General features: G+C 65.7%; 23 protein-coding genes. 6 read left to right on the top strand and 17 right to left on the bottom strand.

Annotated elements, in window-relative coordinates; all coding sequences use genetic code 11:
* Positions 1-4 precede the first annotated feature (4 nt).
* The 3 genes from ACPUD7_RS05995 to ACPUD7_RS05985 form a co-directional block, all read right to left on the bottom strand.
* Entirely contained in the window at positions 5-1363 is a 1359-nt protein-coding gene (locus ACPUD7_RS05995) for a flavin monoamine oxidase family protein (protein WP_135540849.1), read from the bottom strand.
* A 294-nt stretch (positions 1364-1657) separates the two neighbouring features.
* Positions 1658-2440, bottom strand: coding sequence for a septal ring lytic transglycosylase RlpA family protein (locus ACPUD7_RS05990; protein WP_425119416.1), 783 nt, complete (start codon positions 2438-2440; stop codon positions 1658-1660).
* Between the two features lie 204 nt (positions 2441-2644).
* Complete coding sequence (locus ACPUD7_RS05985; protein ID WP_425119415.1) at positions 2645-2968, bottom strand: hypothetical protein; 324 nt, start codon at positions 2966-2968, stop codon at positions 2645-2647.
* 55 nt (positions 2969-3023) lie between these two features.
* Between ACPUD7_RS05985 and ACPUD7_RS05980 the strand changes: the two genes are divergently transcribed.
* Positions 3024-3812 carry a glycerophosphodiester phosphodiesterase family protein gene (locus ACPUD7_RS05980; RefSeq protein ID WP_135540855.1) on the top strand — a complete coding sequence of 263 codons (789 nt, stop codon included), beginning with the start codon at positions 3024-3026 and terminating at the stop codon, positions 3810-3812.
* Positions 3813-3874: 62 nt separating this feature from the next.
* Entirely contained in the window at positions 3875-4216 is a 342-nt protein-coding gene (locus ACPUD7_RS05975; RefSeq protein WP_135540857.1) for an RNA polymerase-binding protein RbpA, read from the top strand.
* A 111-nt stretch (positions 4217-4327) separates the two neighbouring features.
* Here ACPUD7_RS05975 and ACPUD7_RS05970 read toward each other — a convergent pair whose 3' ends face one another.
* Complete coding sequence (locus ACPUD7_RS05970; RefSeq protein ID WP_240689943.1) at positions 4328-5098, bottom strand: polyprenol monophosphomannose synthase; 771 nt, start codon at positions 5096-5098, stop codon at positions 4328-4330.
* Positions 5099-5373: 275 nt separating this feature from the next.
* Positions 5374-6312 (bottom strand): metal-dependent hydrolase, encoded by a 939-nt coding sequence (locus ACPUD7_RS05965; protein ID WP_425119427.1) that lies wholly within the window; start codon positions 6310-6312, stop codon positions 5374-5376.
* Between the two features lie 76 nt (positions 6313-6388).
* On the opposite strand from ACPUD7_RS05965, the gene ACPUD7_RS05960 reads away from it, so the two are divergent.
* Both ACPUD7_RS05960 and secA2 read left to right on the top strand, forming a co-directional pair.
* Positions 6389-8080 (top strand): 5'-3' exonuclease H3TH domain-containing protein, encoded by a 1692-nt coding sequence (locus ACPUD7_RS05960; protein ID WP_240689944.1) that lies wholly within the window; start codon positions 6389-6391, stop codon positions 8078-8080.
* Between the two features lie 43 nt (positions 8081-8123).
* Positions 8124-10385, top strand: coding sequence for an accessory Sec system translocase SecA2 (secA2, locus tag ACPUD7_RS05955; protein ID WP_425119413.1), 2262 nt, complete (start codon positions 8124-8126; stop codon positions 10383-10385).
* Positions 10386-10430: 45 nt separating this feature from the next.
* On the opposite strand, the gene ACPUD7_RS05950 is transcribed toward secA2, so the two are convergent.
* The 5 genes from ACPUD7_RS05950 to ACPUD7_RS05930 all read right to left on the bottom strand — a co-directional run bounded on the left by ACPUD7_RS05950 (position 10431) and on the right by ACPUD7_RS05930 (position 16249).
* Positions 10431-13151: a DEAD/DEAH box helicase gene (locus ACPUD7_RS05950; protein ID WP_425119412.1), complete on the bottom strand. Its 2721-nt coding sequence runs from the start codon at positions 13149-13151 to the stop codon at positions 10431-10433.
* Positions 13144-13986 (bottom strand): twin-arginine translocase subunit TatC, encoded by an 843-nt coding sequence (gene tatC, locus ACPUD7_RS05945; RefSeq protein ID WP_346763090.1) that lies wholly within the window; start codon positions 13984-13986, stop codon positions 13144-13146. Before tatC ends, ACPUD7_RS05950 begins: the two co-directional genes overlap by 8 nt.
* Positions 13983-14270 (bottom strand): Sec-independent protein translocase subunit TatA, encoded by a 288-nt coding sequence (tatA, locus tag ACPUD7_RS05940; protein ID WP_135540864.1) that lies wholly within the window; start codon positions 14268-14270, stop codon positions 13983-13985. Before tatA ends, tatC begins: the two co-directional genes overlap by 4 nt.
* 85 nt (positions 14271-14355) lie before the next feature.
* Complete coding sequence (locus ACPUD7_RS05935) at positions 14356-15243, bottom strand: WYL domain-containing protein (protein ID WP_135540866.1); 888 nt, start codon at positions 15241-15243, stop codon at positions 14356-14358.
* On the bottom strand, positions 15227-16249 hold the full coding sequence (locus ACPUD7_RS05930; protein ID WP_240689945.1) for a helix-turn-helix transcriptional regulator: 1023 nt from the start codon (positions 16247-16249) through the stop codon (positions 15227-15229). Before ACPUD7_RS05930 ends, ACPUD7_RS05935 begins: the two co-directional genes overlap by 17 nt.
* A 40-nt stretch (positions 16250-16289) precedes the next feature.
* Between ACPUD7_RS05930 and ACPUD7_RS05925 the strand changes: the two genes are divergently transcribed.
* Positions 16290-17414 carry a DUF3866 family protein gene (locus ACPUD7_RS05925; protein ID WP_425119411.1) on the top strand — a complete coding sequence of 375 codons (1125 nt, stop codon included), beginning with the start codon at positions 16290-16292 and terminating at the stop codon, positions 17412-17414.
* A 109-nt stretch (positions 17415-17523) separates the two neighbouring features.
* Here ACPUD7_RS05925 and ACPUD7_RS05920 read toward each other — a convergent pair whose 3' ends face one another.
* From ACPUD7_RS05920 to dop, 7 genes are all read right to left on the bottom strand, one after another.
* Positions 17524-17895: an FKBP-type peptidyl-prolyl cis-trans isomerase gene (locus tag ACPUD7_RS05920; RefSeq protein WP_135540870.1), complete on the bottom strand. Its 372-nt coding sequence runs from the start codon at positions 17893-17895 to the stop codon at positions 17524-17526.
* A gap of 47 nt (positions 17896-17942) precedes the next feature.
* Entirely contained in the window at positions 17943-18899 is a 957-nt protein-coding gene (locus tag ACPUD7_RS05915; protein ID WP_425119410.1) for an FKBP-type peptidyl-prolyl cis-trans isomerase, read from the bottom strand.
* Positions 18900-18968: 69 nt separating this feature from the next.
* Positions 18969-20372 (bottom strand): Pup--protein ligase, encoded by a 1404-nt coding sequence (pafA, locus tag ACPUD7_RS05910; protein WP_135540872.1) that lies wholly within the window; start codon positions 20370-20372, stop codon positions 18969-18971.
* Positions 20373-21062, bottom strand: coding sequence for a proteasome subunit alpha (gene prcA / locus ACPUD7_RS05905; RefSeq protein WP_135540874.1), 690 nt, complete (start codon positions 21060-21062; stop codon positions 20373-20375).
* Between the two features lie 45 nt (positions 21063-21107).
* A complete protein-coding gene (gene prcB / locus ACPUD7_RS05900; RefSeq protein ID WP_135540876.1) occupies positions 21108-21908 on the bottom strand; it encodes a proteasome subunit beta in 801 nt (266 codons plus the stop codon).
* Between the two features lies 1 nt (position 21909).
* Positions 21910-22101 carry a ubiquitin-like protein Pup gene (locus tag ACPUD7_RS05895; protein ID WP_135540878.1) on the bottom strand — a complete coding sequence of 64 codons (192 nt, stop codon included), beginning with the start codon at positions 22099-22101 and terminating at the stop codon, positions 21910-21912.
* A gap of 11 nt (positions 22102-22112) precedes the next feature.
* Complete coding sequence (dop, locus tag ACPUD7_RS05890) at positions 22113-23642, bottom strand: depupylase/deamidase Dop (RefSeq protein WP_425119409.1); 1530 nt, start codon at positions 23640-23642, stop codon at positions 22113-22115.
* A 32-nt stretch (positions 23643-23674) separates the two neighbouring features.
* Here dop and ACPUD7_RS05885 point away from each other — a divergent pair, with 32 nt between their 5' ends.
* Positions 23675-24079, top strand: coding sequence for a DUF3054 domain-containing protein (locus ACPUD7_RS05885; protein ID WP_135540882.1), 405 nt, complete (start codon positions 23675-23677; stop codon positions 24077-24079).
* The last annotated feature ends 77 nt before the right edge of the window (positions 24080-24156 follow it).

Raw genomic sequence — 24156 nt, 5'->3', positions numbered from 1 at the left:
CGGTTCAGGAGATCTCGCCGAGGATCCTCTCGGCGGTGGCGGTGCCGATCCTCACCGCCCCATCGACGTGCTGGTAGCCTTCGGCGGCGATGTCGGAGCTGGCGAAGTGCAGCGGCCCGACGGGATCGTTCTGGAACCGTCCCCAGCGGTGCAGCCCGCCGAGGTCGTAGCTCGTGGCATAGGCTCCGCGGGTCCACTCTTCGGCGCCGAAGTCAGAAAGGTAGAACACGCTCGGGCTCAGTGCTTTCGGCCCGAGGAAATCGGCGAGGGATTCGAGGATGCGGGTGCGTCGGGTCTCCTCGTCGAGGGCCCACATCTCATCGGCGTTGACATCGGAGATGAAGCCGACGAGAGTACCCTGTTCCTCCCCGTGGTTCGTGTTGTCGTAGACCTCCTGGACGAGCTGGGAGGCTCCGAATCCGGTACCGCACAGTCCGGCTTCGCGCCAGAACGGAGTCTCGTAGGTGGCATGGACCTTGATGACGAGCCCCATAGACTGATGCTGGTGGAAGATCTGCTGCAGCCGAGGCAGCGGCGGGTCGTAGCTGATGCGCGAGTACAGGTTCGGCGGGACGGCGACGATCGCCCGAGCGGCTCGGACGTTGAGCTCGTCGGTGGAGACGCGCACGGAGTTCTGCGACCACTCGATGCTGCGTACCGGTTGGTCGAGGCGCACGGTCTCGGCACCGAGTTCGGCAGCGATCTGCACCGACACTGACTGCATGCCGCCGACGACGCGCCTGTCGAGGATGAAATGGTCATCGACGAGGTTCGAGAACGATCCCGCCGAGGCGGCCATGAGGACCGCTTGCAGTGTGGAGAAGGTCGTGGCCGGCTTCGTGAGCATTCCGCCGGCGATGAACAGTCCGATGTTCTCGCAGGCGAGTTCGTCGTCGGACTGCTGCCGCAGCCAATGGTGGAAGGAGATCGAGTCGAGTGCGGCTGCGTCTTCGGCATCCCACGGGGCCTGCGGTCCGATTCGAGCAGCGAGTTCGTCGAGGATGCCGGTGAGGCGTTCCATCTCCGCCTGCGTCGACTCCCCCACCGGGAACATCTCACCGCTGTAGACCGTGCGGGTTCCGTCCGGGGAGATGTAGACGCTGTCGCCCTCCCGGTACCGGGGATAGGTGTCCTTGCCGAGTTCGTCGACGAGGGTGAGCAGAGCGGTCTGGTCCGGTGAGATCCACTGTCCACCGAGTTCGTACATCTGGCCGTCGATGTGCTCGGTCCACGTGCGGCCGCCGACGCGGTCGCGGGCTTCGAGGACGATGACGCTGCGGCCCGCCCTGTGCAGGCGGCGGGCGGCGCTCAGGCCGGAAGGGCCCGCTCCGATGATGACGACGTCACAGGACTCTTCCGACATGGCGATCTCCTCCGAGGGGCTGGGTTGGTCTCAGACTAACCAGCCTCCACCCCGATTCCAAAGCGGATGAGAGCCGGTGCGGATTCCGCATGGCCGGACGAGTGACGGCCGGAACGGGCGAGGACGCGGGACGCGGCGCCGAGGCGGACGGAGCTCGACGGTCGCAGAGTTTTTCGGTCGCGCATGCGGTCACGGATTCCGCAGAATTCGCGGATTCTGCAGATTCGTCACCGCCGCGGTCCCGGAGACCGGGCCGCGGCGGTGACGAATCTCAGCTGATGCTGGGCGCCTGGGTCACTGGACTTCGTACTTGCCGTTGATCTGTCCTGCACCGACGCCGCCGACGGCTTCCATCGCGGCCTTCGACAGGTCGAAGCAGCGGTTGCCGTGATAGGGGCCGCGGTCATTGACGCGCACGGTCACGGACTTGCCGTTGGCCGTGTTCGTGATCTTCACCTTCGAACCGAAGGGCAGGGACTTGTGAGCGGCGGTGAGCTTGTTCGTATCGAAGCTCTCGCCGTTGGCTGTCTGCTTGCCGTCGAAGCCGTCGCCGCCGCCGTAATAGGACATCGGGCAGCTTCCGGACTGGCCGCCCGACTTGCCGGACGTCGACGGCCCGTCGTTCTCGTCGGACGCGGTCCCGCCTGCCGAACCCGAAGACTTCTCGTCGGACTTCTCGCCCCCAGTCGAGGAAGGTGCGGGGCTGGGAGTCTCGACCTTCGTTTCGATCGTGACCTCTGAGGGCTTCTCCTTGGCCTGTTTCTTCGCCTTGGCGAGGGATTCGTCTGTCGCCTGCGTCGGCTCGGCGGCGGAGACGGCAGGGGCTTCGGCGACGACCTGATCATTCGGCGCCGTGTCCTCGGGAACCATGGCCAGGCTCGAAGCCACGACCGCGGCCGTCGCCGCGGTGGGAACGATGAACGCTGACAGCACAGGGCGAGTGCGCACGGCGGCAAGCACGCCTCCGGCGGTGTTCTCGCTGCGTGTCGGCGCATGGCGGCCGGCCTTCTTCTTCGCCGTCAGTGCAGAGAAGAGCGAGCCGCTCGCCTTGGTGCTTGGTGCTGAGTGTCTGCCCACAGTGATGTTCCTCGTCGTCAGAGAGTTTCTCGGCAACTCGGAGATATGCAGGGGGAAGTCCTCGTCGCAGCGGTGCACGCGAGGAAAGACTCCAAGTTATCGGATTGTTACCTGAGGCTCAGTCTAATTAAGGAACTGTTACAAATGCAATGTGGCACGCCCGAACGGCGTGCCACACAGGTGAGAGTCTGCCCACCCGATGAATCACTCGGACTTGCGGGTCACGAACTTGCGAGCTCCTGCCGCCCCCGAAGTCACTCTCTCCTGTGCCTTGTCGAAAGCCTGTTCGACCTTCCCGCTGCGCACTGCATCGTCAATGGCGTGCGACAGCGATCCGAGGGCCTTGTTGACGCCGTTCTCGGTGGCTTCGATGAGGCGTGAGGTCGATGCGGCTTCGCGCACGGTCTTCACTCCGCTGCTCGCCGCGGTGTAGGCACGACCCGCGGCACGGCGGGCCCGTTCGCTCGGTGTCTTCGCGGTGGAGTCGATGACGAAGTCGGGTTCGATGGGTTCGCGGTGTGAGCTCATGTCTCCATCCTTGATGACGCTCGGGCCGAAATCAACACCGGACTAGGATTGGACCATGAATTCTCAGCCCGAGGCCACCGCAGGCCCAGAGATCATCGCGCACCGAGGCGGCCTGTGGCCGGGAATGAGCGAGAACACCCTCGAGGCGTTCACGGCTGCGGCGGACGCGGGAGTGCATTGGATGGAGACCGACGTCCACGCATCGGCCGACGGGGTCCTCTTCGCCGCACACGACGCCGACCTGACGCGCATCGCCGGTCGCCCTCAGGCCATCCGCGAACTCAACGCGGCCGAGCTCGATGCGATCGAACTCAGCGCCGGCGGCCGCCTCCCCCGCCTCGATGCACTGCTGCAGGCGCTGCCGACCGTCGAATGGAACATCGATGTCAAAGCCGAACACAGCATCGGACCGATGATCCGCTTCGTCCACAATCTCGGTGCCTCAGAACAGATCCGGCTCGCCTCCTTCGACTCCGGCACCCTGCGACGGCTGCGCACCGCCATGCCCGGAGTGCGCACTTCGACGGGGACGACCGAGACGGCGCTCTTCGCCCTCGGTCGTCTGCCGGGGCTGCCCGCTCGCGGTCTGCTGCCCTCGGTGCCGGAGATCGACGCCCTCCAGGTGCCCGAACGGTTCAGGGGTGTGCCCGTGGTCACCGCGGACTTCGTCGACCGTGCTCATCGTGAGGGCCTGCTCGTCCACGTGTGGACAGTGAATGAGGCGGAGAGGATGCAGGCGCTGTTCGACCTCGGAGTCGACGGCATCGTCACCGATGACGTCGCCACGGGCCTTGACGTGCTCAACCGTCAGCGGCCCCGGAGGCACAGGGGCATGGGGGAATAGACGGACACGGTAGACTGTTACATTGCGTCCAAGGTGAGCACCCGAGTCGGAAGGTCTTAGATATGAGCGAACGCAGTCTCCGCGGAACCCAGTTGGGCTCGCGCAGCCTCGAAACCGAAGAAGGCGTCGAGCCGGCACCGCGTCAGATGGTCGAGTTCGAATGCGAGGACGGAACCCGTTTCAAGGTGCCCTTCTCAATCGAAGCCGAAGTCCCGTCGACATGGGACTCGGGAATCCACGGCATCGGCGTGCGGGTCGGAGTCAATGAGCCCGACGGTGAGCCGGTCAAGCACGTGCGCTCCCACTGGGACATGCTGCTCGAGCGTCGGTCGTTCGACGAACTCCAGCTGCTCCTCGACGAGCGTCTGGCGATCCGTCGCGGAGAGGTTCCGGCGCAGAGCTGAGTCCTCTCTGCGGAGGCAGAACTCGTAGAACAGACACCTGAAGGGGGTGCAGGCCGAGGCCTGCACCCCCTTCAGGCATTTCCCCTCACTGCGCGCGAAGGAGCGATGTGCTCAGGCCGGCTCGGCGCGTTGTGACCTGTCGCCGCCCAGCAGCCGGCGCAGCTGCCTGCGGCGTCGATCCAGGCCCCATCCTGCGACCTTCGTGAAGGCCTCGGAGATGATCGAGCCGCTCATCTTCGACTCACCGAGCTCGCGCTCGACGAAGACGATGGGAACTTCGGCGACCCGGAAGCCGGCTTCGACGGTGCGATAGGTCATGTCGATCTGGAAGCAGTATCCCTGTGATTGCACGCCCGAGAGATCGAGCGCTTCGAGCACTTCGCGAGAGTAGGCGCGGAAGCCTGCGGTCGCATCCTTCACGCCCAGCCCGATGACGGCATTGACGTAGACGTTGGCTCCGCGAGACAGGAAGTATCGCGACTTCGGCCAGTCGACGATCGCGCCTCCTGGCACCCACCGGGATCCGATGACGAGATCGGCCGCTCCCGAACGCGCGACGGAGAGCAGCTGTTCGAGGTCGAGAGGACGGTGCGAGCCGTCGGCGTCGAATTCGCAGATGATGTCGTAATCGCGCTCCAGAGCCCATTCGAATCCGGCGATATAGGCCATGCCGAGCCCGGCCTTCTCGCTGCGGTGCAGGACATTGATGCGCGGGTCCGACGCTGCCTGCTCTGCGGCCCACTCCCCCGTGCCGTCGGGTGAACCGTCATCGACGATGAGGACATCGATCTGTGGCTGCTGTTCGAACAGTCCGGAGAGAGTCACCGGCAGGGCGAGACGTTCGTTGAAGGTCGGAATGACGACGAGAATCTTAGAAGGCACGGACTCCACGATACGCGTTCGGCATCGGCGACAATGAGTCGACACCCCCGCCTTCGGACCACGCCGCTGCTGCGGCGAGTTATCTAATGACGGGAGTGCCGACTCCATCCCGCATGCGGCGGAATGTTCATCACGAATCTAGTTGTCGGCGCTGACTTTGCAAAATCGATCTGACCAGGGCCGATGACCAAAACCCCAGGTCAAAGGGGTGAAGCAGGGTGAAAAAGTCTGGATTCCTCGGCGTGTCGACTCGACACGCCGACCCCGGCGCCGGTTCAGAGGGCGACTCGTGTGGGCAGAGCCACGTCCGCGGCCAGCTCCGGCAGACCCGGAGTTCCCGACCGCGGGTCGGTGCTCCAGGCCGCGACACGCGGGTCGGCGACCTGCACGACGAGACGCTCGACCTGCCACCGCACGATATCGGCATCGGCTCCCGGGGCGAGCACGCCCCCTTCGGGGTTGCCAGCGGCCCGATGAGCGAATCGGGTGGCGGCGTTGAACGCGGCGCGGGCGCCGATGCCGTTGTCGCCGACGACGGCATCGCGCACACCGGCCCATGGGGAGGTCTGCGAATGGCAGAACGAGATCTGCGCACCGGCGGCGAGCAGCTGGGCCAGGGGCTGCTCCCGCACGGGATCGACGGTGATGGCGACTCCGCAGCGGCCCAGGGCTTCGACCTGCGCCTCGGACACGGAGAAGTCGAGCCGCAGGCGGTACCCGTACCGCTGTGCGTGTGCCGGGTCGGCCCGCAGCGCCGCGAGCACCTCGCCGAGGCGGTCGTTCGAGTCGATGAGGATGTAGAGGCTGAGCTCCGGCAGGCCCTCCAGGGTGAGGAGCCGTTCGGCGTCGATCGAGGCCCGACCGGCGTCGGCCGCGGTCTCGGTGCCGTCTCCGGTCAGCGTCGGGTAGGCCACGACCGACAGGCCGTCCGGTGCACCGGCGTCGAAGCCGGCGGTCGCCTCGGCGCTGCCGATGGCATGCACATGCGTGAATCCCTGGGTATAGAGCTGTTCGGCGCTCGGCGCCGCCTCGTCGAGGATGAGCCCGGCATGGACGAACCCGGGTGTGAGGAAATCCTCGTTGAGGTCGATCGCCTCGGGGTCCAGAGCCTTGGCCGCCTCATCGGAGCCGATGAACGAGACCTTGCCGTCGGCGCATCCCAGCGCCGTGGCGAACGGGTCGATACTGCTGTAGACATCTCCACCAAAGTACATAGTCACAGCCGACAGGCTACACCGTCGGGGCTGGCGGCTACACCTGTGTCAGGAGCGTCGGGTATCGTCATCGATTGTGAAGCCATTGGTTCTGCTCGATACGCCTGCACTGTACTACCGCGCCTTCTACTCGGTGCCGGACTCGATCGTCAATGACGACGGTCAGCCGGTCAACGCCGTTCGCGGGGTGCTCGACACCGTCGCACAGATGATCCGCCGCTTCGGCTCCGCCCGTGTGGTGGCGACGATGGACGCGGATTGGCGCCCGGCCTTCCGCACCGCGATCATGCCCGAGTACAAGGCGGCGCGGGTCAAGGACGAAGCGGCCGGTACGGAGATTCCGGCGGAACTGGCCGGGCAGCTGCCGATCATGACACGCGTGCTCACGGCTGCCGGAATCCCCATCGCCGAGGTGGACGGGACCGAAGCCGATGATGTCATTGCGACGATGGCGGCCCAGTCGACGACCCCCGTCGTCATCGTCTCTCCCGACCGGGATCTGCTCGCACTGCTCGATGCCGAGACCGAGGTGAGCGTCCTGCGTCCGCGCAAGGGCGGGGAATGGGAAGCCCTCACCCAGGCCGATCTGCCGCATGCCTACGGCGTGCCCGACGGGACTCGCTACCGAGAGCTCGCGGCTCTGCGCGGGGATCCCTCGGACGGGCTGCCCGGCGCCCCGGGCATCGGGGAGAAGACCGCGGCCACGCTGCTGGACAACTTCGGCTCGCTCGACTCGATCGTCAGAGCCGCGAAGGCCGGAGTGAAGACCGGGGGCCTGAGCCCGAAGCGGGCCGCGACCATCATCGAGGTCGAGGACAGTCTGTATAAGACGCTCGAGGTCATGCGCTGCCTCACCGACGTCGATCACGGCATCGACCTGTCCGCGGTGCCGAATCGCTTCGATCGGGCCGGAGTCCTCGCCGCAGCGACAGGACAGAACATCCGCCGTTCCGTGGACAACCTCGTCGCCGCGCTCGAATCCGTCGCCGGCGCCTCCACTGCAGGTGAGGGCGGCACTCCCCCGGTCCCCCTGGCTGTGACTCCCCCGGTCCCCCAGGCTGCGACCGCCCCGGCGCCTGCTCGTGCGACCGGATCGTGGCTGGACTGCCGGCTCGTCGGCTTCGACCTCGAAACGACCGGTGTCGACCCGGCGACGGCCCGCATCGTCACCGCCGCATTCGTCGACTCGGCGACGCAGACGCGCACCTGGTTGGCCGACCCCGGCATGGAGATCCCCGAATCGGCACGCGCCGTCCACGGCATCACCACCGAATACGCCCAGGCCAACGGTGCGCCCGCAGCCCAAGTCGTGACGGAACTGTGCGAGCAGTTCGCTGCCCTCAAGGACGAAGGTGCGGTGGTCGTCGGCCACAACGTCGTCTACGACCTCAGCGTGATGGCCGCCGAGGTGGCCCGGCATCGCCCGGACATCGACTTCGCCGGGATCATCCCGACGATCGTCGACACCTTCGTCGTCGACAAGTACATCGACCCCTACCGCAAGGGCAAACGGACGCTGATCGACACCGCGAGAACCTATCGTGTTCAACTCCTCGACGCGCACGATGCGGCCGCCGACGCGCTGGCAGCACTGGACATTTCCCGAGCATTGGCCGAAAAGTCCACGGAAATCGCGGGGCTGAGCAGCCACGCGATCATGAGCGCACAGGCCGAGTGGAAGCGCTCACAGGCCGCAGGACTCCAGGCCTGGCTGCGGAAGAAGGGCAACGCCGAAGCCGTCGTCGACGGTTCGTGGCCGATGTCCTGAACGTTAGACTCGACACCGACGCACTTTTCGACGAAGGACGACCATGGGATTCTTTGCACGCCTGCTCAACCGACCCGGCGCTCAAGCCGAGAAGGCAACGGGCTGGTTCGAACGAGCAGCCGACGAACTCGCCGCGGCCGGACGCGAAATCTCCGATCTCAGCGATGCAGAGCTCACCGAGGCCGCGGGCGAGGTCTTCGCTTCGGGAACTCAGCAGCAGACGCTGACCCGCTACTGTGCCCTCGCCCGGGAAGCCGGTGAACGTGCCCTGGACGAAACCGCCTATGACACGCAGCTGCGCGGCCTCATCGGCCTCCTGCAGGGCAGCATCGTGCAGATGGCCACCGGCGAAGGCAAGACCCTCGTCGGCGCCTTGGCGGCTGCCGGCTACGCCCTGCAGGGACGCCGGGTCCACGTCGTCAGCGTCAACGACTACTTGGCCGTGCGCGACCGGCAGTGGATGAAGCCGCTCTTCGATCTCCTCGGTGTGCGTTCGGCGGCGATCTCCGGGTCGCAGAGCGAAGACGAACGGCGTGAAGCCTACCGGGCAGAGGTCGTCTACGCTTCGGTGACCGAAGTCGGCTTCGACGTCCTCCGTGATCGCTTCCTCACCGATGACGCGGATCTGCGCGTCCCCGAACGCGACGTCGTCATCGTCGATGAAGCCGATTCCGTACTCATCGATGAGGCCCGAGTTCCCCTCGTCCTGGCCGGATCGGCCAGCGTCGAGGACGCCGATACGGCGATCGCGGCTCTCGTGGCCAAGCTCAGCCCCGACACCGATTTCGAGATCAGCCCGGACCGTCACGCGGTCTCACTGACCGATGCCGGAGTCGACCGGGTCGAAGAGGAACTCGATGTCGAACTCTTCGGCGAGGACTCCGAGACTCTGGCCGCCGTCAACCTCGCCCTCCACGCCCGTTCCCTGGTCAAACGCGATGTCGACTATCTCGTCGTCGATGGCCGGATCAAACTCATCTCCTCCTCCCGCGGGCGAGTGGCCGAGCTGCAGCGGTGGCCCGACGGACTCCAGGCCGCCGTCGAGGCCAAGGAGAGTCTCGGCACCACCGACAGCGGCGAGATCCTCGACCAGATGACCGTCGAAGAGCTCATCCACGGCTATGAGACGGTGTGCGGGATGACCGGCACGGCCCTGGCCGTCGGCGACGATCTGCGCGAATTCTACGGGCTGGAGATCGTGCCCATCGATACGCACCTGCCGGTCATCCGCATCGACGAACCCGACCGTCTCTTCACCTATCAGGAGTCGAAGGAACGCGCGATCGTCGAGGAGGTTGCGGACAGTCATGCCCGCAACCGTCCCGTGCTCATCGGTACCTCCTCGGTGGCCGAAAGCGAATCCTTGGCCCAGCGTCTCAGCGAACGTGGAATCGACGCCGCGGTGCTCAATGCGAAGGACGACACCCATGAGGCCGAGATCATCGCCGGAGCCGGTGCCCCCGGCGCGGTGACGGTGTCCACGCAGATGGCCGGCCGCGGCACCGACATCCGCCTCGCCGATGACGAGGTCGCCGAGGCCGGTGGCCTGCTCGTCATCGGTGCCGGCCGCTATCCGTCATCCCGACTCGATGATCAGCTGCGCGGTCGTGCCGGTCGGCAGGGTGATCCGGGCACCTCGGTCTTCTTCACCAGTCTCGAGGACGAACTGCTCACCCGCGTGCCGGAGATCCAGCGTTTCGTCACCGAGGGCGACGAGACCGGACTCATCGACTCCAAACGCGCCCTCGCCCTCGTCGAACACGCCCAGCGCATCGCCGAGGGCCAGAACACGGCTCTCCACCGCGACACGTGGCGGTTCAACGAGCTCATGGCCAAGCAGCGGGAGCTCGTCCTCGAACGCCGCGTGCAGATCCGCAAGGAGGACGAACCGGTCGAGCAGCTGCGCCGCGAACTCGGCGACCGAGCCGAGGACATCGTCACGGAGCATTCGGAGGCACTTCTCGTCCAGGTGCTGCGCGATGTCATGCTCTTCCACCTCGACGCTCGTTGGGTCGACCATCTCGCGTTTCTCAACGACCTGCGCGAGGGCATCCATCTGCGCACCTTCGCCCGCGAGAAGCCGCATGAGGCGTTCAATGCGGAGTCGATCCGCATCTTCTCCTCGTTCTGGTCCGATGTCATCGAGGACTCGAAGGCCACTGTCGAGAAGGCCGAGATGACCGCTGAGGGCATCGATCTCGAATCGCACGGACTCAAACGTCCCTCCTCGACGTGGACCTACCTGACCACGGAGAACGCCTTCGGTTCGGACATCGAGAACATCGTCAAGAAGGTTCGCCGCTGAGACGACGTCCGCGTCCGGCCCGTGAGCTGCCGGAGGCGGCTCGGGTCAGGAGTCGGCGACGACGCCTCGGCGGATGGCATTGACCGTCCGCCGGATCCTCACCGCGGTGTCATCGTCGATGACTTCGGCGACCTGACCGAGCAGATCGAGGCTCTGCTTCGCCCAGCGGACGAAGTCACCGGCGGCGATATCGCTGCCCCGCAGCGACTCCGAGAGGGTCTTGCCCTCCGTCCACCGATACATCGGCTTGATGAGCCCGCGGTCCGGTTCCTCGGTCGTGTCGAGAGCGTGCTGTTCCTCGAGGTGGAAGAGCCGGCGCCAGGTCGTCTCCGCCTCATCGCAGACGACCTTGAGATCAGCGCTCGGCGCCCGATGCGCGTGCAGGGTGTCCCGGCGCGACTGGAAGACGAAGATCGATGCGAAGGCCGCGAGTTCGGGCTCATTGAGCTTCTCCCACAGACCGGCACGGATCGTCAGTGCCACCAGCAGATCCCGTTCACCGTAGATGCGGCGCAGCATCATTGACTCGGCGGGATCGAAGCCGAGGCCGCGCAGCACGTCCTGAACACGTTCGAACACCAGCGCGATCGACGTGGTGCGCCCCTCGATGCGAGCGATGAGGGAATCGTTCTCCCGGATGAGCTTGTCGGCGCGATTGGCCCATCGGGCATGCACCTCCCGATCCGGGCAGTCGTGACACGGATGGGCCCGCATCTGCGCCTGCAGCTCGGCCACGGTGGTGTTCTCACCCTCGCGGTCCCGCTTCGACTCCCAGTGTGCATCCGGGTCGACGCGACCATCGGCGACGGCGGATTCGAGGATCGACAGCAGCTGTCTGCGGTCGCCGGCCTGCCGATGGTTGAACTTCTTCGGCACCCGAATACGTCCTTGAGAGGCCACCGGTGCGGTGACCTCATGCGGGCGCAGGTGCCACACCTTGCCCTGCTCGGTGAGCACGGTCGGCAGCCGGGAGACTCCGTCGCGACTGCTCATCGGGGCGATGATCACGGCCCGACCGCCGACCCGCTTGGCCGGCATCGTCACCACATCACCGATCTTGAGGGCAGTGAGGGATTCGACGATATCGCGCTGCCTGTTCCGCGATTTCGTCCGGGTCTCCTGCTTCTGGGTGTCCGAGATCGCCCGGCGCAGACCCGCGTATTCGGAGAAGTCACCGAGATCGCAGTGCATGGACTTCTCGTAGGCTGCGATCGTCGTTTCGTTCTTGCGGACCTTCCGCGCCAGACCGACGACGGCCTTATCGGCCTGGAACTGCGCGAACGAGGTCTCGAGCACCTTCGCAGCCTCCGCCGAGCTCATCCGTGAGAGCAGATTCGCGGTCATATTGTAGGTCGGTCCGAACGCCGAGTTCAGTGCATATGACCGGTTCGACGCGAGTGCGGCGAGCTCGCTGACCTCGATGGTCGGATGCCAGACGACGACGGAATGCCCGATGCGGTCGATGCCGCGACGTCCGGCGCGACCGGTCAGCTGCGTGTACTCCCCCGGAGTGATCATGACATGGGCTTCGCCGTTGAACTTCACGAGCTTCTCGAGCACCACCGTGCGCGCCGGCATGTTGATGCCCAGGGCGAGGGTCTCCGTGGCGAAGACGACCTTGATGATCCCCTGTGAGAACAGTTCCTCGACGAGCTGTTTGAACTGCGGGATCATGCCCGCATGATGGGCGGCCACGCCGAGCAGCAGTCCTTCGCGGAAGGTGTGGTAGCCGAGGATGCCCAGGTCTTCGTCGGCCAGCTCTTCGCGCAGGGATTCGAGCGCGGCGTTGACGATCGTCTTCTCATCCCGCGAGTTCAGGTCGACCCCGGTGCTCAGATACTGTTCGACGGCTTCGTCGCAGCCGTTGCGGGAGAAGATGAACATGATCGCCGGCAGCATGGCCGCCTCGGCGAGGGACGCGACGACTTGGGTGCGGCTGGGACGGCGGAACCGGGCGCGGGTGGCGCGTGCACGCTTCGAACGCGGACCTCCGTGGGTGCGGGTGGCGTGATTGAGTGCGGGGTCGATCCGGTCCGAGTCGGCGTGGGTGAACAGGTCAAACATGCGGTGGCCGACGAGGACGTGGTTGACCAGAGGCACCGGGCGGTGGCTGGTCGACACGATCGTCGTGGGTCCCCTGACCTCACGCAGCCACGCTCCGAACTCCTCCACATTCGACACCGTCGCCGACAGCGACACCATCTGCACGCGGTCAGGCAGATGGATGATGACCTCTTCCCACACCGGTCCGCGGAACCTGTCGGCGAGGTAGTGGACTTCGTCGAGGACGACGAACCCGAGGTCGGACAGGCCCGCCACATCGTTGTAGAGCATGTTGCGCAGCACTTCGGTGGTCATCACGATGATCGGCGCGTCCCGACGGATGGTCGTGTCCCCCGTGAGCAGGCCCACGTTCTCCGGACCGTGGACGGCAGAGAGGTCGTTGAACTTCTGGTTGCTCAGCGCTTTGATCGGCGTCGTGTAGAAGATGCGTTTGCCCTGGCCGCGGGCGAGCTCGACGGCGAATTCGGCGATGAGCGTCTTCCCGGCTCCTGTCGGAGCGGTGACGAGGACGTCCTCACCTTCCTGCAGGTGGCTGCACGCTTCGATCTGGAAGTCGTCGAGTTCGAATTCGGTGCGCGACATGAACTGCCCCAGAGGGGTGCGCGCGAATTCGGAGCGAGCTCGGAATTCAGCGTAGGCGGCGGAGGGACTCAGCGTCTCTTCCGCGGCGGTCGGATCCGAGGGGTGAGTGGAATCAGTCATTCTTCTCTTCGTCAGTGAGTTCGTCCTCGTCGACCCACAGGCCCTGTTCGATGAGGCGCTTCTTGCGTCGGCGGTCGTTGAAGACACAGATCGCCCACGCCACGCAGAACAGCGTCATCATGGGGATGACGAGGAAGAACATGGACATGGCATCGGGGGTCGGGGTGGCGATCGCGGCGAACAGGAAGACGAGCATGACGATGATGCGCCAGGACTTCTTGATCCGGTCCGCCGAGAGGATTCCCAGCATGTTCAGTCCCACCATGAGCACCGGCAGGACGAAGGCGAGACCGAACACGACGATGATGATCATCACGAAGCTCAGATAGTCCTGAGCCGGGATGATGTTCGTCCCGCCTTCGGGTGTGAACGAGGTCAGTGCCTTGACGGCGTTGGGCAGGGCGAAGAACGCCATCGTCGACCCGGCCAGGAACAGTGGAATCGCGGCGCCGAGGAAGCCCAACGAATAGAACTTCTCCTTGCGCTTGAGCCCGGGCACGATGAACGCCCAGATCTCGTAGAGCCAGATGGGGCAGGAGATGAAGAGACCGATGAAGAACGAGAGTTTGATCTTCAGGTCGAAGGGGGACGCGACTCCGGCGAAATTGATCTCTGCCATCCGGCCCCCGTTGTCGCGGATGGTCCGTATCGGCTCCTGCAGGATGTCGAGCACAGGGTCGTAGAGGAACCAGCCGCCGACCGCACCCAGGACGATGGCGGCGGCTGCGATGATGACGCGGTTGCGCAACTCGACGAGGTGCCCGACGACGGGCATCTTCTTCTCAGGGTTCTTCTTCTGTGCTCGCGAGGCTTTCCGCTGACTGTTCTCTTTCACTTCTCGTGAGACTGCGGGTCCTGCTTCTCTCGACTCGACTCGTCGGAGCCGGTGGCCCCACCGGTGGCCTTGTCCGAGTCGGTCGAGGAGTTCTGGTTCAGGGCTCCCGGTTCGGTGGACTTCGTCGCCGAAGCGTCCTCATCGTCGCGCAGGTCCTTGACCTCGGACTTGAAGATCTTCATCGACTGTCCCAGGCTTCGAGCCAGCTGCGGCAGTTTGGGCGCGCCGAAGATGATCACGATGATGAGGATCACGATCGCGATCTGCACGAAACTTGGTTTCATTGGGAGCTCCTTGGTTTGTTGATGCTGTGACGATTCTACGCTGTGCGGCTGAGCCTTTCATCCTCATCCGCAGGCGGTTCACCGCTCAGCCGAGTCGTCGCAGTGCCTCCGCGACCGCATCGGTGTCGTCGATCTCGGTGATGACATCGGCGTGGCAGAGCAGGAACCGGCTCAGCCAGTCGACCGAGTGCACGAGCAGACGCACGCGCACACTCGTCTCACCGTTTTCGAAGTATTCACGTGTCGTCACGTCGAGTTCATCGGCCAGCCAGGCTCCCCTGCCGGAGAAGCCGAGGGTGACCTCGTGGGATCGAGTGGTCGATTCGCTCACCGACAGCGGCGGATGGGCCGTGAGCTCCCATGCTCTGATGCTGCCGAGTGCGAACCGGCGCGGTGCCCCGGCCGAGTAGCACCAGGCGTCGACGTACCAGTCGGAACCGGGCACCAGGTTCGTCGGAGCGATGATCCGGGTGGTCAGTTCGTCACGGGAGGCCACATAGTAGTCGATCTGCAGCGCCGTCTCTTCGTCAACGGCCTTCTGCAGCGCACTCAGCAGCTCTTCGTCGACGTCGATGGGGCTGACGTCGACGGCGGTGCGCAGGTTCTCGCCCGCCGCAAGCCGGAGCTTGTCCGCGGCCGAGGCCACGGCCTCGGAGTCCAGCCCTGGCAGCGAGGAGAGCAGTTCGAGGGCGAGCACGAGGACGCCGGCTTCCTCCGCGCTCAGACGCACCGGCACGGAGACCTCCTCGGCGTTGGAGACGAAGATCTGCCCGCCCTCCCAGCTCGCGTCGATGAGGTCATCGGGCATGTGCCCGGGCCGTCCTGTGACGAAGAGGAGCTGAAGGTCGTCGATGAGGGTGTCGGAGTCGATGCCGAAATACGCGGCTGTGTCCTCGAGATCCGCGCCGGGATGGTCATCGAGGTAGGGCACGAGGCTGAGCAGCCTCGTCAGTCGCTCACGCGCTGAGGACACTGGCACCTCCGAGGCGGTTGAGGGATGCACGGATCTCATCGCGGCGCTGGTCCACGGCACGGACGAGTTCGGGCGGTGACACCGCTTCGACGGCGTCGCCGAAGCCGACGATCTCGGCCGCGAGCGTGTCGACATCGGAGAACTCGATGATCACCGCATCGTCATCGACGCGCACCTGCCGGCGTCGAAGCGGGTCGGCCCGGTGGGCGCGGATGTGCAGCTTCGCCTCGGCGACGACCGCCATCTCCGAACTCGACTGCAGAGCCAGTTGAGGTGAGAAGTCCTCGGGGATCGTGTAATCGCCGGGCTCACGTCCGCCGAGTTTCGCGATTCCGCCCTCGACGCGGGAGAGACGGAAGGTCCGACGTGCCTGCCGATCGAGGTCGAAACCGAAGAGGTAGACGCGATCGCCGCGGCTGAGCAGGGCGTAGGGTTCCAGACGCACCTTGCGCGCGGTCTGTCCGGGTTTGTGGTAGCGGAAGCCGATGGCTTCGCGGGCGTTGATGTGGTGGAGGGCATCGGCGAAGTTCGCACTGGCGAGTCTGCGTGCGGCAGAGCCCGGATCCACCTGCGCACGCTCGGCACCCTGCTGGTCGAGGTCGATGCCCAAGGCCCGAAGCTTCGTCAGCGCCTGCGCACTGGAGTCGCCGAGTTCGGTCTCCGACCAGAAGGCGGCCGCGACCGTGACGGCAGCGGCCTCGGCCGGAGTGAGATCGACCTCGTCCATCGCATAGTCGGCGGTCGAGATCCGGTAACCGGTCTCTCCCGCGTCTCCGTACGCATCGTGTTCGGCACGGGTGGCGATCGTGATGCCCATGTGCCGCAGCAGCTCTTTGTCGCGAGAGAACTTGCGGTCGAAGGCGACCTCGTCGAGCCCCGTGTAACCGTCGATGGCGCTCATCAGGGTCTTGCGAGAGACCCATCCGCGGGAGGCGCGCAGAGCGATGAGCAGGTTCATCAGCCGTTCCGTCTGCTGTCTCTGTCTGCTGGTGCGGGGTGTGTTCACGATTCCACCGTAACCTAGGCCGGGCGATAGTCTTGGGACCATGATTCATTGGCGCAAAGGAATCGCCGCAGCGATTCGCTCCACCCGGCCAGGATACACAGACGTCGCCGTCGAACTGGACCGGGCGCTGCCGGGCACAGATGTGACCTCCATCCGCGCGATCGCCTACACCGATGCTGTCGGCCATCCGCAGGTCGGAGACTCGGTGATCGTCAATGTCTCGGCATTGGCCAAGCGCTTGGGCACCGGAGGCTTCGGTCTCATCGTCGCACTGCCCGAGGCGCTTCCCGCCGACCCGCCCGAAGGCCCCGGACATCTGGTCAAGGACCGCTATTCGCCCCTGCAGACGATGGTGCTCGGCGTCGATGATCAGGAATCCGAACACCATGCCGTCCTCGCTGAGGCGGAGCACCTGGACGGCATGCCCGTCATCGTGGCCGATCTGCATTCGGCGCTGCCGGCTGTGATCGCCGGCATCCGCGCTGTCGACCCCTCCCTGTCCGTGGCGTATGTGCTCAGCGACGGTGCCGCCTTGCCCGCCCCGTTCTCACAGGCGGTGGCCGGTCTCAAGGAGGTCGGATGGCTGACGGGGTCGATCAGCATCGGGCAGTCCTGGGGCGGTGACCTCGAAGCGGTGACCGTCCACACCGGTCTGCTCGCCGCCCGACACGTGATGGGGGCCGACATCACCATCGTCGCGCAGGGGCCCGGGAACCTCGGCACCGGCACGAAGTACGGCTATTCGGGGCTCGTCACCGGGGACCATCTCAATGCCGCAGCCCTGCTCGGCGGGCGCCCGATCGGCCTGCTGCGGATGTCGAATGCCGATGCCCGCGGCCGCCACTTCGGCATCTCCCACCATTCGCTGACCCCGCTGACCGAGATCGCACGGCCGGGGATGACCGTGCCGGTGCCCGACTTCTCCACCCTCACCGAGGCGGAGCTGGCCGAGATGGATCCGGAGCCGACCGTCGTCGTCGACACCGTGGACCGACAGCTGGGCAGCCTGGTCATGCACGATCTCGTCGACGTCGACTTGAGCGGTCTGTGGGCGGAGCTGGGCTCCTCCCCCGTCGGACTGTCGACCATGGGGCGAAAGCTGCCGGCCGATGCGGCATCGTTCCTCGCCGCGGCCGCCGCGGGGCGCTTGGCCGCCGAACTCTGAATCCCGGCCTCGAGTTCCCGACCGAAATCTGTCTCCCGCATCGAATCGGACAGATCAGACACGTGTGGCCGGGCTCCGAAGAGCCCGGCCACAGTCGTCATGCGAACGGTCAGCGCACGTTCTCGAGATCGCAGACGAAGATGAGCGACTCCCCGGGCTGGATGACACCGCCGGCGCCCTGATCTCCGTACGCCAGGTGCGGTGGGATCTGCAGGGTACGGCGGCCGCCGACCTTCATCCCCTGGATCCCCTGGTCCCAACCGGAGATGACCATTCCGGACCCGAGACGGAACTCCAACGGGGTGCCGCGGTTGTACGAGGCATCGAACTCTTCGCCGGTGGAATGGGCGACACCCACGTAGTGCACGCTCACGGTGTCGCCGGGCCCCGCCTCGGCGCCGGTGCCGATGACGTCATCGGTGATGATGAGCTCGGTCGGGGCCTCGCCGGGAAAGTCGACTTCTGGCTTCTGCTTGCTCATTTTCTTCCTCCTGGAGTAGTCGTGCTGTGTGTGGCGAAAAGTGCGTCTCAGCCTTGGGCGGAGAGGATGTCGATGACGAAGACCAGGGTCGCATCTGCCGGGATCGAAGGTTCTCTGCCCTGTTCGCCGTAGCCCTTCTCCGGGGGGACGACGAGGACGATCTGGCTGCCGACCTTCTGGCCGACGAGGCCTTCGTTCCACCCCTCGATGACCTGGGCCTCCCCGACGGGGTCGACGACGAACGGCTGTCCGCCCTTCTTCCAGTTCGAGTCGAAGGTCTTCGAGTTGTCGTCCCAGAGCCAACCGGAGTACTTCACGGCCACGCTCTGACCCTTCTCGACCTCGGGGCCTTCGCCTTCGATCGTCGTATAGGTCTTCAGATCCTCGGGCTCGTCACCCCTCGGCTTCGAGATCGACGGGGCACCGTCGTCGGCCCACTTGACCGTCACCGGGTTGCCCGACTGGTCGGCCTTCTTCCCCTCCGCGCGGGTCAGCGGTCGGGTGGTCTTCTCGACATCGATGATGTAGACGAGCGTCTGCGACGCCTCGCCCTGCTCGGCGGAGCCGTTGAGCGACATCATCACCCGGGAGCCGACCTTGACGTCGATGAGGGCGTTGTAGAGGTCTTCGGAGATCTGCGACTTGTCCATGGGGAAACCGGCGGGTGCCTGCGAATCGTAGCTGGATTCGACGATCTTGCCGTTCGTGCCCGACACAAGGGTCATCTGGGCGGTGACCTGCTCGCCGTCGGCGATCTTCTCCCCCGTGCCCTTCTCCAGCACCTTCTTCTCGGCCTTCTCGATCACCAGCGGAGAATCGAAGCTGACCTTGGGCTTCTTGCCCTTCTTGCCCTCGACGGTGATGTCGTCGAGGCTGGTCGACTTCGCATCCTGGGCGGACACCGAGGGCGGAGGTGTGGTCGAGTCCTGCGACTCCTCACCCTGCCCGCAGGCCGAGAGCAGCAGCAGGCCGGCCGCAATGGCGCTGAGCACTTTGGTGCGCACTGGTTTCCTTTCGTCACGGGTGGTCGTGCCCGAACGCTGTGGCGGGACCGACCGGATCACAGGGTGATCTTACAGGCCGGCGATGAGCGTCTCCGCCTGCGGGTGACTCGTGGCGAACGGGTCCTTGAGTGCGACGGCGCGACCGGATTCGTCGTTGAGCCGCAGGTGCACCCAGTCGACGGTGTAGTCGCGGCGGGCGGCATGGGCGACACGGACGAATTCGCCCCGGATGGCAGCCCGGGTGCTCGCCGGAGGCACGTCTTTGGCGCGGGTGGCCGCCTCGGCGGGGACGAGGTTCTTCGCCATTCCCGCCGCCTCCAGCTTCGGGAACAGGCCGGTCGCCGGCGTGATGTCGTGGTAGGCGATGTCGAGACGGTGGATGCGCGCATCGGTGATGTCGTCGATCCCCCGCTGCATGGACCGGCGGATGAGCGCGCGTTTCATCACCCAGTCGATCTCCGTGTCCACGGTCGAGAAGTCCTGGGATTCGACGGCGGTGAGCATCCGCGTCCACAGGTCGATGACATAGCCGGCGAGGCCTTCGTCGCCGAGACTGTGATCTCCCTTGTCAACGATCCGCTGTGCCCGCTCCCGGTAGTCCGAGAGCAGGCCCAGCGGGGTTGTCGTGGTGCCGTCGGTGCGCTCGAGCACGACGGAACCGGTGAGGTCGCGCGCGACGAGTCGGATGTCGCGCACAGGGTGGCGCAGCCCGTTCTCCGGGATCCGCGCTCCCTGTTCGATGAGGTCGAGCATGAGGATCGCCGATCCGAGCTTGAGCGCCGAGGTGGCCGTCGACATCGAGGAGTCACCGACGATGACGTGGAGACGACGGTACTTCTCCGCATCCGCATGGGGTTCGTCGCGGGCGTTGATGATCGGCCGGGACCGGGTCGTGGCCGAGGACAGTCCCTCCCACATGACATCGGAGCGGGCAGAGAGGCCGAACATCATCTCCGTGCGGTCCGATTCCTCATCGGGGTTCAACGCCGAGCGGCGCGGGATGATCGCGCCGGCGCCGACGAGCAGCTGTCGGGACACGAGGAACGGCAGCAGCACCGTGGTCAGTCGGTTGAAGTCGAGGGTGCGGCGGATGAGGAAGTTCTCGTGCGAACCGTAGGAGTTCCCGGCCGCGTCGGTGTTGTTCTTGACCATGTGCACCCGCCCGCCGACGCCTTCGGCCTCGAGTGCGGTCTGCGCCTGGTCGAGCAGGTCGATCATCAGCGCCTCGCCGGCCCGGTCCTGAGCGAGCAGATCGCCCAGGTCGTCGCATTCGGCGGTCGCATATTCGGGGTGCGAGCCGACGTCGAGGTAGAGGCGGGAGCCGTTGGGCAGGAACACGTTCGAGGACCGTCCCCATTCGACGATGGGCCGGAAGAGGTGCCGGGCGATCTCCTCGGGTCCGATCCGGCGTCCGTCCGCCGCGGCGGTGTGGGCGAGTCCGTATTCGGTCTCGATCCCGTAGATGCGTGCCATTCAGTCCTCCCGCAGCCGGTTCATCGCGGCATCGTCGAGACGTCGGAACGTCCTCTGCTTGGTGGTCGTTCGGTCGAGGATCGCCGCTTCGAGCGCGTCTGCGGCCGGTGTCGACTGGGTGGCGGCAGACAAAGCCTGCACACCATGGGCGAACACCTCATGCAGAGACATCTGTGAGGTGGCCAGTCCGGCTAAGGAATCGGTGATCGCGTCGGCTCGGCCTCCGATGGCAACATGCTCGGTCTCGTCGATGACAGAACCGTCATAGCTGAGCCGGTAGAGCTGGTCGTGTTCGGCTGTGTGACCGAGTTCGGCGACGACGAGCTCGACCTCGAAGGGCTTGGATTCGGTGGTGAAGACACCGGCCAGGGTCTGCGCATAGGCGTTCGTCAGCCCGCGGGCCGTGACATCGGTGCGGTCATAGGAGTAGCCGCGCAGATCGGCGTAGCGGACTCCGGCCTGGCGCAGCGTTTCGAACTCGTTGTATTTGCCGACGGCGGCGAAGCCGATCCGGTCGTAGATCTCGGCGATCTTGTGCAGCGTCGGCGAGGGGTTCTCCGCGAGCAGCAGAATGCCTTCGTCGAAGCGCATGACGACGACCGACCGGCCCCGGGCGATGCCCTTGCGGGCGAAGTCCGCCCGGTCCTTCATCAGCTGTTCCGGAGAGACGTAGAACGGCGCCTGACTCATGTCCGATCCTTTCGCGGTGACGATTCGACTTTGACGGTCCGACGCTCAGGCCCGCGCGCTGCGGGTGCGGCGGGCGACCACCTCGGTGGCGGTCTCCAGCACAGCGGCCGAATCGATCTCGGTGGCCCCGTGTTCCAGGTCGACGGTGAAGACCGTCGGCGCGATCTGACGCACGAAGTCCGGTCCCCCGGTCGCCGAATCATCATCGGAAGCGTCGAAGAGGGCCTCGACGGCCACTCCGATCGCCGCGGAGGTGTCGAGATCCGGCTGCCACAGCTTCTTCAGTGCCCCTCGGGCGAAGCCGGAGCCAGAGCCGATGGCGTGGAAGCGGTGTTCGACGTATCTGCCGCCGGTGACGTCGAAGCTGAATATCTGTCCCTGCGGCATCGACGCATCGACGCCGGCGAACAGGGGCACGACGCTGAGACCCTGCATGGCCAGTCCGAGGTTGCCGCGCAGCATCGCGGCCAGACGATTGGCCTTGCCGTTGAGGGACAGCCCGGCCCCTTCGATCTTCTCGTAGTGTTCGAGTTCGAGCCGGAAGAGGCGGATGAGGTCGAGTGCGACCCCGGCCGTTCCGGCAACGCCGATGACCGAGAAGTCGTCGGCGGCTTCGACCTTCTCCATCGAATGGGAGGCGATGAGGTTGCCGATCGTCGCTCTCCGGTCCCCGGCCATGAGGACACCGGTCGCGGTGCGGAAGCAGATGATCGTTGTGCCTTCCGGCGATTGCCCGGTCAGGTCCCGACCGCTGTTCTGCGGCAACGTCTCGGGAGCCAGGGAGCGGGCGAGCTCGACGAAGGAATTGCTCGTCGAGCTCAGAAATGCAGGAGAGAATCCTGACATCTCATTGGCCGCCCTTCTGCACGAAGTTCTTGACGAATTCCTCCGCGTTCGATTCCAGCACGCCGTCGATCTCATCGAGGATGGAGTCGACGTTCTGAGTGTTGATCTGACCCTGCACGGCTTCCGGCGGGTCGACGGGCGCGTCCGACCCGCCATTCGATTTGTCCCTCTGGACCTGTTCCTGCGAGCTCATCTCACACCTCTTCAGTCGTTCTTCGGTTTCAGTCTATCGACTCCGAGGGCCTTCAGCAGGGCCTCGGCGGTCTCGATTCCCTCGACCCGGTCCTCCAGCAGCTCGCGGGTACCTTTGAGCGGCTCCTGCATGGGCAGACGCACGATGCCCAAGTCGCCGGCGTTGAGCACCAGGGAGTCCCAGCTGGCAGCCACGAGAGCATCGCCGAGGCGGTTGACCGCGAACGAGCGGAGGAAGGCGCGGGTGCCCTCGGGCGCGTTGGTCACCGCCGCCTCGACCTCGGCGTCGGTCGTCATCCGTCGGATCCGTCCGGCCCTCTCGAGCTTGTGGAACAGACCCTTCTCCGGGCGCACATCGTGGTACTGGACATCGATGAGGGCGAGCTTCGGATGATCCCAGTCGATGCCCTCGCGCTCACGGTAGTTCTCCAGCAGCACCCACTTGGCGACCCAGTCGATGGAGTCGGCGAGACTGCGCGGGTCGGCGGCCAGCCCGTCGAGGAATCGCCGCCATTCGGCGAGCACCGCGGCGGTATCGGCATCCTCGGGATCGGCGTGTTCGGCACAGGCGGCGAAGAAGACCTCCTGGATCTCCAATGCCGTCATCGTGGTGCCGTCGCTCAGGCGCAGCGGGGCGCTGAGGCTGAGGTCGTGGCTGACGTCCCACAGCGACTGCAGGGCATCGTCGAGTTCGATTCTCGGGGCCAGGCCCGCTTCGATGAGTCCGAGGACGAGGGAGGTCGCGCCGAAGCGCACGTAGGTTGCGGGTTCGGCCAGGGTGGCGTCGCCGATGATCACATGCAGCCGTCGGTACTTCGCGGCGTCGGCGTGCGGTTCGTCTCGGGTGTTGACGATCGGTCGGCGCAGCGTCGTCTCGAGGCCGACCTCGGCTTCGAAGAAGTCCGCGCGCGAAGAGATCTGGAAGCCCTTGCCCTCGCCCTCACGGCCGATCCCGACCCGACCGGAGCCGCACAGGATCTGCCGGGTCACGAAGAACGGGACGAGGCCGGCGACGATGTCATCGAAGTCGGTGCCGCGATCGACGAGGTAGTTCTCGTGCGTGCCGTACGACGAGCCCTTCGAATCCGTGTTGTTCTTGTACAGGTTGACCGGTTCCTCGGTCTTCTCCAAGGCCCGCACCGAGGCCAGCCCCACCAGGTCGCCGGCCCGGTCGAAGGTGACGATATCGCGTGGAGTCAGCACCTCCGGAGAGGAGTATTCGGGGTGGTCGTGGTCGACGTAGTAGCGCGCGCCGTTCTCCGTGACCACGTTCGCGAGGTATTGGGCTTCGACGTCGTCCTGCGGAATATGGGTCAGCTGGGAGGAGTCGGCGTCGGCGAGGTTCATGATGAAGCCGCGAGCATCGGCCAGCGGCGACTCGGTGGCGAAGTCCCAGAAGCTCTGGGACGACTTCAGGCCGCGCGGTCCCGCATAGGCATCGACGACACGCGCCGAGTCCCGCATCGGATTCGCGCGCGGGTTGCCGGGCTGGCTGAGGCCGAACTCGGTTTCGGATCCCATGACGCGCCTGACTCTGAGCATCTGTACTTCCTCCAAGGATTAGACTCGGGGACGTGGCAACGAAGAAATCTCATCTCCCCATCGCACTGATCGTCGACCTCATCCTCGTGGTTCTGTTCACGATCGTCGGTCACTACACACATTCTCACAATTTCGACCCGCAGGGGCTGATGACCACGGCGTGGCCGTTCCTCGCAGCTCTCGTGCTGGCCTGGCTGCTCACCGCGGTCTGGGATCGTCCGATCTCGCCCCTGGCCACCGGCACCGGGGTGTGGGCGGTGACCGTGCTCGTCGGTCTCGTGCTGCGCGGAGTCACCGGGGCCAGCGGAGAGCCCGGTACGGTGCCCGTGAGCTTCATGATCGTGGCGACCTCGCTCAATCTCGTCACCCTGGTCGGCTGGCGGATCATCGCCACTGCGGTCTCCGGCGGCTCCAGCCGTCGCGGACGCAGCCGCTGACAGCCGAGAACGCCCCTGCCCCATTGATGGGCCCGCCTGCTCCATTGATGGGCCCGCCTGCAGGTGCAGGCGGGCCC

The organism is Brevibacterium sp. FAM 24630, assembly GCF_049804075.1.
Taxonomy (GTDB): domain Bacteria; phylum Actinomycetota; class Actinomycetes; order Actinomycetales; family Brevibacteriaceae; genus Brevibacterium.
This window is presented reverse-complemented; position numbering and strand designations above follow the sequence as displayed.

Bases quoted from the DNA above. Each gene is read 5' to 3' on its own strand.
- ACPUD7_RS05985 (WP_425119415.1), bottom strand. From the start codon at position 2,968: ATGAGCTCACACCGCGAACCCATCGAACCCGACTTCGTCATCGACTCC.
- ACPUD7_RS05995 (WP_135540849.1), bottom strand. From the start codon at position 1,363: ATGTCGGAAGAGTCCTGTGACGTCGTCATCATCGGAGCGGGCCCTTCC.
- tatA (WP_135540864.1), bottom strand. From the start codon at position 14,270: ATGAAACCAAGTTTCGTGCAGATCGCGATCGTGATCCTCATCATCGTG.
- pafA (WP_135540872.1), bottom strand. From the start codon at position 20,372: ATGGCACGCATCTACGGGATCGAGACCGAATACGGACTCGCCCACACC.
- secA2 (WP_425119413.1), top strand. From the start codon at position 8,124: ATGGGATTCTTTGCACGCCTGCTCAACCGACCCGGCGCTCAAGCCGAG.
- ACPUD7_RS05925 (WP_425119411.1), top strand. From the start codon at position 16,290: ATGATTCATTGGCGCAAAGGAATCGCCGCAGCGATTCGCTCCACCCGG.
- ACPUD7_RS05920 (WP_135540870.1), bottom strand. From the start codon at position 17,895: ATGAGCAAGCAGAAGCCAGAAGTCGACTTTCCCGGCGAGGCCCCGACC.
- ACPUD7_RS05975 (WP_135540857.1), top strand. From the start codon at position 3,875: ATGAGCGAACGCAGTCTCCGCGGAACCCAGTTGGGCTCGCGCAGCCTC.
- ACPUD7_RS05895 (WP_135540878.1), bottom strand. From the start codon at position 22,101: ATGAGCTCGCAGGAACAGGTCCAGAGGGACAAATCGAATGGCGGGTCG.
- ACPUD7_RS05950 (WP_425119412.1), bottom strand. From the start codon at position 13,151: ATGACTGATTCCACTCACCCCTCGGATCCGACCGCCGCGGAAGAGACG.
- dop (WP_425119409.1), bottom strand. From the start codon at position 23,642: ATGCTCAGAGTCAGGCGCGTCATGGGATCCGAAACCGAGTTCGGCCTC.
- ACPUD7_RS05965 (WP_425119427.1), bottom strand. From the start codon at position 6,312: ATGTACTTTGGTGGAGATGTCTACAGCAGTATCGACCCGTTCGCCACG.
- ACPUD7_RS05980 (WP_135540855.1), top strand. From the start codon at position 3,024: ATGAATTCTCAGCCCGAGGCCACCGCAGGCCCAGAGATCATCGCGCAC.
- prcB (WP_135540876.1), bottom strand. From the start codon at position 21,908: ATGTCAGGATTCTCTCCTGCATTTCTGAGCTCGACGAGCAATTCCTTC.
- prcA (WP_135540874.1), bottom strand. From the start codon at position 21,062: ATGAGTCAGGCGCCGTTCTACGTCTCTCCGGAACAGCTGATGAAGGAC.